This is a genomic window from Arthrobacter sp. JCM 19049 (assembly GCF_001310435.1).
The window spans coordinates 1-6,439 of the sequence record NZ_BAXF01000103.1 but is presented as its reverse complement, the minus strand read 5'-3'; the positions used below and the strand labels follow the sequence as shown (position 1 = coordinate 6,439).

Genomic DNA, 6,439 nt, shown 5'->3' with positions numbered 1-6,439 from the left:
CTGAACAAGCTGCGCGCCTACTCGCTGCAGGAGCACGGGCTGGACACCGCCGACGCGAACGAGCACCTGGGCCTGCCGGTGGATGCCCGCGAATACTATGCGGTCGTCTCCATTCTGCGCACCCTGGGCATCGACCGCGTCCGACTGCTGACGAACAACCCGGACAAGGTCTCCAAGCTGCGCGAGGCCGGAATCGAGGTCAGTGAGCAGGTCCCCAGCCTGGTCGCCCCGCGCGCCGAGAACGAACGCTACCTGCGCACCAAGCAGCAGCGCTTCGGTCACAACCTGCAGCTGCCCTGATGCGCGACCGGGCCCCTCGGGCCCACACCGACGGCAAACAGCAACGCCGGGGCGCCGCACCGCCGCCAGCCACCCGGCAACGAACCACCAGAGAAGGAAAATCATGAGCAAGCACGGAGCCCCCACCAACACCAGCGAGCAGCTCAAGGCGCTGGACACCCCGAACCTGAAGGTCGTCATCGTCGCGGCCAGCTGGCACGAAACCGTGATGAACGGGCTGATCGCCGGAGCCCAGCGCGCCGCGCAGGAAGCCAACATCGCCGACGTACACCTGGTGCGCGTCCCGGGTTCCTTCGAGCTGCCGGTCGCCGCCCGGGTCCTGGCCCAGAAGTACGATGCCGTCATCGCCCTGGGGGTGGTGATCCGCGGCGGCACCCCGCACTTCGACTACGTCTGCCAGGCGGCGACCATGGGTCTGACCCAGGTCAGCGTGGAGACCCGAACCCCCATCGGCTTCGGCGTGCTCACCTGCGACAATGAGCAGCAGGCACTGGACCGGGCGGGATTGGAAGGATCCTCGGAGGACAAGGGGCATGAGGCGTTCTCGGCCGCAGTCATGACCGCCGCAGCCCTGCGCTGAACCGGTTACCGCTTCGTCACAATGGGTACGCCGTGATGAACCGGCGTACCCAAAAACGCTAGGCTAAGACACGTGAAAACATTTGACGAGCTCTTCAGCGAACTCTCGCTCAAGGCCCAAACCCGACCTGAAGGCTCTCGTACCGTCACAGAACTGGATTCCGGAGTCCACGGAATCGGCAAGAAAATCGTCGAGGAGGCCGCCGAAGTGTGGATGGCCGCCGAATACGAAAGTGACGAGGCGGCAGCCGAGGAAATCTCGCAGCTTCTCTACCACGTCCAGGTGATGATGATCGCCAAGGGACTGGACCTGGCCGATATCTACAAGCATTTGTAGCCGTCGAGCGGTGGGTTCGCCAGCCCGAACCACCCTGCCCGACGGCATAGACACCGGCAAGCCATCATCCCTTGGCGCCGCAGGTGAGCATCCTGCCGTGCGCCACAGCAGAAAAGAGAACCACATGCTTCGCGTAGCACTGCCCAACAAGGGTGCTCTGTCAGACATCGCCTCCACCATGTTCAAGGAAGCCGGCTACCTGCAGCGCCGCGACAACCGCGAACTGGTCATCATCGACCCGGACAACAACGTCGAATTCTTCTACCTGCGCCCGCGCGACATCGCCGTGTACGTTGGGCGCGGTATCCTGGACGTCGGCATCACCGGCCGCGACCTGTACCGTGACGCCGATGTGGACGACGCGGTGGAGGAGCTGCTGCCGCTGGGCATCGGCAAGTCCGCGTTCCGCTTCGCCGCCCCGGTTGGCACCTTCAGCTCCGTGGATGAGCTGGATGGCAAGCGCATCGCCACCAGCTACGATGTATTGCTGGATCACTACCTGAAGGAAACCGGAATCAACGCCTCGGTGGTCCGCCTGGACGGAGCCGTGGAATCCTCGGTCCGCCTGGGCGTAGCCGATGCCATTGCCGACGTCGTCGAAACCGGAAACACCATCAAGGCCGCCGGCATGGAGATCTTCGGGCCCCCGCTGCTGGCCTCCGAGGCGGTCCTGCTGGGCCGCACGGATCACAAGCCTCCGGTCTGGAAGTGCTGATCCGCCGCCTGTCCGGCGTGCTGGTGGCCCGCCAATACGTGATGCTTGACTACGACGTGCGAGTTGAACAGGTCGAGCAGGCCGCCGCGCTGACCCCGGGTCTGGAATCACCGACCGTGTCCCCACTGCAGGACTCGGACTGGTGCGCGGTGCGTGCGATGGTGCAAAAGTCGCAAACCAACAACATCATGGATGAGCTCTACGAGTTGGGCGCCCGCGCCATCCTCGTCAGCCAGATCCACGCCTGCCGCATCTAGTTCGGCACCAACCAAGGAGAAGAAAATGACCGTGGCTATCCGCGTCATTCCCTGCCTGGATGTCGATGCTGGACGCGTCGTGAAGGGCATCAATTTCGAAGGGCTGCGTGACGCCGGTGACCCGGTGGAGCTGGCTCGCCGCTACAACGAGGCCGGGGCAGACGAAATCACCTTCCTCGACGTCACCGCCTCCAGCTCGGATCGGGAAACCACCTACGATGTGGTTCGCCGCACCGCTGACGAGGTTTTCATTCCGCTGACCGTCGGTGGCGGAGTGCGTACAGCACAGGATGTCGATCGTCTGCTGCGTGCGGGTGCGGACAAGGCCTCGATCAACACCGCAGCTGTCGCCCGTCCCGAGGTGATCAACGAAATCACTGACCGTTTCGGGTCGCAGGTTCTGGTTCTGTCTCTGGATGCACGGCGGACCGATAACCCGGACATCGCTTCCGGATTCGAGGTCACCACCCATGGTGGACGCACCGGTACGGGAACGTGCGCAGTTGCGTGGGCCAAGGAAGCTGCTGAACGTGGTGTCGGGGAGATCCTGCTGAACTCCATTGATGCCGATGGCACCCAGGATGGTTTTGATCTGGAGATGATTCGCGCTGTCCGTGCGGAGGTCAAGGTGCCGCTGATCGCGTCCGGGGGAGCAGGAAAGCCTGAGGACTTCCCACCTGCCATTGAAGCGGGTGCAGACGCGGTCCTGGCTGCATCGATCTTCCACTTCGGACCGAACGACATGATCGCCAAGGTCAAGGACAGAATTCGCGAAGCGGGATACCCAGTTCGCTAGTCCGTGGGGGGTGCCCATCCCAAAGGATCCATAACTCCACGGGGTGGGCCCGCTAACGACGGAGTCTGCATAATTCGGACTTCAAAATTCTATTAGTGCATCGTGGTGTCTTTGAAGGTCCCTCAGTCTACTGAAGGGACACTTATACGTGAGAGCTGGCACTGCAAGAACTCCTATTTGCCATCTGGAGCGATTAGCTCCTTTTGCGTACGCCACACGTCCATTGGCATTGGTTCACTGGGCACCGCTGCTTGCCCCGGAATCGGTTCCCACGGTCCACCTGCCGCACGAAATTCTCCTCGATATAGTGTCATGAGATTAACATCGAAGAATCCGGTTTTGTCATAGGAATGGCTAGTTGGCGTTTGGTGATGGAGAGTGTGTTCTGGGGCCGCGTTCCCTGGATAATCAAAACTTCGCGTTGAGCCATCCCCGTAGTTCCAACGCCATTCAATGGGAATGGCGCGTACTTCGACCGAGGTGCCATTGATCTCCGTTTCGAACGTTTGCGTATTGGCGATAGCCCAAAAATGCGCGTGGCCGTTACGTAATGAAAAATTTTGAGGGTCACTGTTCGGATTCGACGGTTTTATCGGAAATTTACGGAACTGTTCAGGCGTAACGGCAATTCGTTCTACGAGTTGCTCTGGCCGCACTGGATCCTGAGGGAGATCCCCTGGACACAGTCTATTTTGTGCTAGAAGCTCCCCATCTCGGTTGCCGCCACTGAACCTAATAACTCTTACAAAAGGTGCTGATCCATCTGAGCACCGCCCCTCGTCCGGATTCTGATCGCAACCATTACGGTTTTCCAACCCCAGGGGGCACTCATCGATGTATTCGACCCGGAACTTCTGCGTGTTATCGTTCCGCGGGAACTTGGCAAGCCTTTGATCGACGTGGGGGATCTGGTTGAACGACTTTACGTCTTCTAAACCGGGACACTTTTTCTTCCTGATTTTTGCAAAATAATCGTGCATCTGAGTAGATAGAACACATGGTTCCAGGCTAGCGGGCGACTCGCGGACGATCGCGTCTGCAGACGGAGCACCTAGTATGAATACAGCAAGGACCGAGAAAACAAAAGCGTTGAACACTTCAATCCCCGACCTTCATATTTATATCGTTTAGCTTCCAAGGTGGATTTTCCGAGTCGCGTTTCAATACGGCGACGCCGTGTATCCCTGCTGGAATGGCCGGAGAAGACTCCAAAACTTTATTAGGTGCTGAGTATATTTTCTGTGCGTCGACTTCAAGAGTAAACGAAACCAGCGCTTCATCGGTCTCTTTCAAATTGACTCCAGTTACTCTTACATGGTTCTTCCCACCAACCTGCCAATTGCCTTCCTGCTTATTGAAGCGAATAGGATCGATGAACCCCTGACCACATGGAAGACAAGAACGAGAAGTTATACGCTCAATTGGTTTCGTATCGTATGTCTCGAGTGTGTAATTCATTAGCTCGAAGTAGTGTTCTAGAAAGCGTGCGGCTCCAACATCATCGTTGGCAGCTGCTGCAGGAGGCATCTCGGGTACCGGGATGTTTTTCGCCGGTCCTTCCGCGCTTGCTGGCACTGGCTTCGGTGGCTGTGATTTTGTCGGCGACGGTGAGGCTGTGGGCGAAGCGGCGGCGGGTGACTCGGACGGTGAAGTTGTTGCTGCCGGGTCGTTGCCGTCTTGGCAGGAGGTAAGCGCGAACGAGAATGCTAGGGGAACGGCGAATAGCGCAAGTGCGCGGGATCGGCTAGACATTTCGAACCTCCGTTGCCCTTCGAATGCCGTCACGATTGTTCGACATCCTAGACCGGAACGGTCAGCTTTGGGAGGGCGCGGCAATAACTGGGGAAAACTACTGCTGCCGCTAAGGCAGCAAACGCCATCGAATGCAACTGCGTCAACGCGCGGCACTGAAGCCAGGGGAGGCTAGAAACCCAGCTTCGTCTTCTTCAGCGCCTTGATTGATTCGTCGCTGCCCTCAAAGGTAACAAGCGCGCTGTCGATGCGACCGGAAGCGTGCATGATCAGCTCCGTGACGGGGCCGGTGATCGTCACCGGGTTGGCCGCCTTCTTGGCCACATAGCGTTTGCCGTCCGGCCGGGCCAGGATGACGCCGACGGGGCAGTGGCGGTAGTACATGCGGGCGCGGCGGGTGAGGTCATTCCAGAGCATTTCGGTGTAGCCGCGATCGAGGATGCGCGGAGCCACTGGTCCGTGCCCGGCGCACGTCTTCGGTGTGGATGAAGAACTCGGACATGTTCGCGGCGGTGCTGACCCGCTCGATGGAGAACGGGGAGTACTTGCTCGGCCCGGTGCGGAAACGCCGCACCAGCCCGGCATAGCTTTCGGGGCGCTGGGCCTCGTCGGCTAGCTTTTTAATCTTCGCGTCGAGCTTCCCGGATAGCGGCTTGAGAACCGCCCCGGCGCCCAGCGGCGAATTTTCGCGCAGAACCAGGTGCGCGGCAAGGTGGCGGGTTTCCCAGCCGCGCACAACGTATCAGCCGAGGGGCCAGCTGCCAACAGGGCCTCGGCCAGGGCGAGTCGAGAAGCATGTACCAGGTGCATTACCTCTGAACCTAGCATGGAGTGCGGCACCTTGAGCACCTATAAAGACATGTTGCGAGGCAATGCCCCGAACTAGTGGCATTGAGTCTTGTCACACGGTGGGGACGCACAGGCCCAGCAAGTATGCTTGAGGGGATGTCTACTACTAATTCCAGCGCCGAATCCCAGCCGGATGCGGCGCAGCTTGACCCCCAGATCGCTGCCCGCCTCAAGCGCGATCCCAACGGCCTGGTGGCCGCGATCGTCCAGCAGGCCGACACCCTCCAAGTGCTGATGCTGGGTTGGATGGACGACGAGGCCCTGCGCCGCACCCTGAGCACCGGGCGGGTCACGTTCTTCTCCCGTTCACGCCAGGAGTACTGGCGCAAGGGGGACACCTCCGGCCATGCCCAGTACGTCAAGTCCGTGGCGCTGGATTGCGACGGGGACGCCCTGCTGGTGCAGGTGGACCAGGTGGGGGCGGCCTGCCACACCGGGGCCCGACGTGCTTCACGACCGGCAGCTGCGGCGCAGGTCGGCCACCGCCCGGCCTAAGCACCCCTGCCGAAGGCGGCAGGGACGGTTCCCGCGGGCCGCGGGAGATCCCGCGGCGCCCCAAGCGGTTGAAAAGTAGTTGTTGGCAAGTAGCTGTTGAAAAGAAGCTGATGAAAACCCTAGGTAGCATTTCCCCGACCCGCCAGCAGTTCCTGGCGATGGCCTCCACGCGGCGGGTCATCCCCGTCTCGGTGCGGATCCTGGCCGACTCACTGACCCCGATCGGTCTCTACCGGCAGTTGGCCGGGGGACGGGCCGGCACCTTCCTGATGGAGTCGGCGGCAGCCGGTGGGGTGTGGTCGCGGTACTCCTTCATCGGGGTCAACTCCCCGGCCACGCTCTCCACGCGCAGCACGGGC

General features: G+C 60.7%; 8 protein-coding genes and 3 pseudogenes. 7 read left to right on the top strand and 4 right to left on the bottom strand.

Annotated elements, in window-relative coordinates; translation table 11 throughout:
- From JCM19049_RS06865 to hisF, 5 genes and pseudogenes are all read left to right on the top strand, one after another.
- Window positions 1–300: pseudogene (locus JCM19049_RS06865) on the top strand (bifunctional 3,4-dihydroxy-2-butanone-4-phosphate synthase/GTP cyclohydrolase II); the annotation flags it as partial.
- Window positions 301–403: 103 nt separating this feature from the next.
- Window positions 404–880, top strand: a complete 477-nt coding sequence (gene ribH, locus JCM19049_RS06860) for a 6,7-dimethyl-8-ribityllumazine synthase (RefSeq protein WP_054821213.1) — start codon at window positions 404–406, stop codon at window positions 878–880.
- A gap of 72 nt (window positions 881–952) precedes the next feature.
- On the top strand, window positions 953–1,216 hold the full coding sequence (locus JCM19049_RS06855) for a phosphoribosyl-ATP diphosphatase (protein WP_054821212.1): 264 nt from the start codon (window positions 953–955) through the stop codon (window positions 1,214–1,216).
- Between the two features lie 124 nt (window positions 1,217–1,340).
- A pseudogene (gene hisG, locus JCM19049_RS06850) lies at window positions 1,341–2,188 on the top strand (ATP phosphoribosyltransferase).
- 25 nt (window positions 2,189–2,213) lie between these two features.
- Window positions 2,214–2,984 (top strand): imidazole glycerol phosphate synthase subunit HisF, encoded by a 771-nt coding sequence (gene hisF / locus JCM19049_RS06845; RefSeq protein WP_054821211.1) that lies wholly within the window; start codon window positions 2,214–2,216, stop codon window positions 2,982–2,984.
- Between the two features lie 173 nt (window positions 2,985–3,157).
- On the opposite strand, the gene JCM19049_RS19160 is transcribed toward hisF, so the two are convergent.
- The 4 genes from JCM19049_RS19160 to JCM19049_RS19145 all read right to left on the bottom strand — a co-directional run bounded on the left by JCM19049_RS19160 (window position 3,158) and on the right by JCM19049_RS19145 (window position 5,472).
- Window positions 3,158–4,081 carry a hypothetical protein gene (locus tag JCM19049_RS19160; protein ID WP_279402636.1) on the bottom strand — a complete coding sequence of 308 codons (924 nt, stop codon included), beginning with the start codon at window positions 4,079–4,081 and terminating at the stop codon, window positions 3,158–3,160.
- A gap of 1 nt (window position 4,082) precedes the next feature.
- Window positions 4,083–4,559 carry a DUF6318 family protein gene (locus tag JCM19049_RS19155; RefSeq protein ID WP_279402635.1) on the bottom strand — a complete coding sequence of 159 codons (477 nt, stop codon included), beginning with the start codon at window positions 4,557–4,559 and terminating at the stop codon, window positions 4,083–4,085.
- A 348-nt stretch (window positions 4,560–4,907) separates the two neighbouring features.
- On the bottom strand, window positions 4,908–5,153 hold the full coding sequence (locus JCM19049_RS19150) for a hypothetical protein (protein ID WP_279402634.1): 246 nt from the start codon (window positions 5,151–5,153) through the stop codon (window positions 4,908–4,910).
- Window positions 5,140–5,472 carry a maleylpyruvate isomerase family mycothiol-dependent enzyme gene (locus JCM19049_RS19145; protein WP_279402633.1) on the bottom strand — a complete coding sequence of 111 codons (333 nt, stop codon included), beginning with the start codon at window positions 5,470–5,472 and terminating at the stop codon, window positions 5,140–5,142. The genes JCM19049_RS19150 and JCM19049_RS19145 overlap by 14 nt, the downstream gene beginning before the upstream one ends.
- Before the next feature lie 209 nt (window positions 5,473–5,681).
- Here JCM19049_RS19145 and hisI point away from each other — a divergent pair, with 209 nt between their 5' ends.
- A complete protein-coding gene (hisI, locus tag JCM19049_RS06835; protein ID WP_054821214.1) occupies window positions 5,682–6,080 on the top strand; it encodes a phosphoribosyl-AMP cyclohydrolase in 399 nt (132 codons plus the stop codon).
- Window positions 6,081–6,190: 110 nt separating this feature from the next.
- Window positions 6,191–6,439: pseudogene (locus JCM19049_RS06830) on the top strand (anthranilate synthase component I); the annotation flags it as partial.

Bases quoted from the DNA above. Each gene is read 5' to 3' on its own strand.
- ribH (WP_054821213.1), top strand. From the start codon at position 404: ATGAGCAAGCACGGAGCCCCCACCAACACCAGCGAGCAGCTCAAGGCG.
- hisF (WP_054821211.1), top strand. From the start codon at position 2,214: ATGACCGTGGCTATCCGCGTCATTCCCTGCCTGGATGTCGATGCTGGA.
- JCM19049_RS19150 (WP_279402634.1), bottom strand. From the start codon at position 5,153: ATGCTCTGGAATGACCTCACCCGCCGCGCCCGCATGTACTACCGCCAC.
- hisI (WP_054821214.1), top strand. From the start codon at position 5,682: ATGTCTACTACTAATTCCAGCGCCGAATCCCAGCCGGATGCGGCGCAG.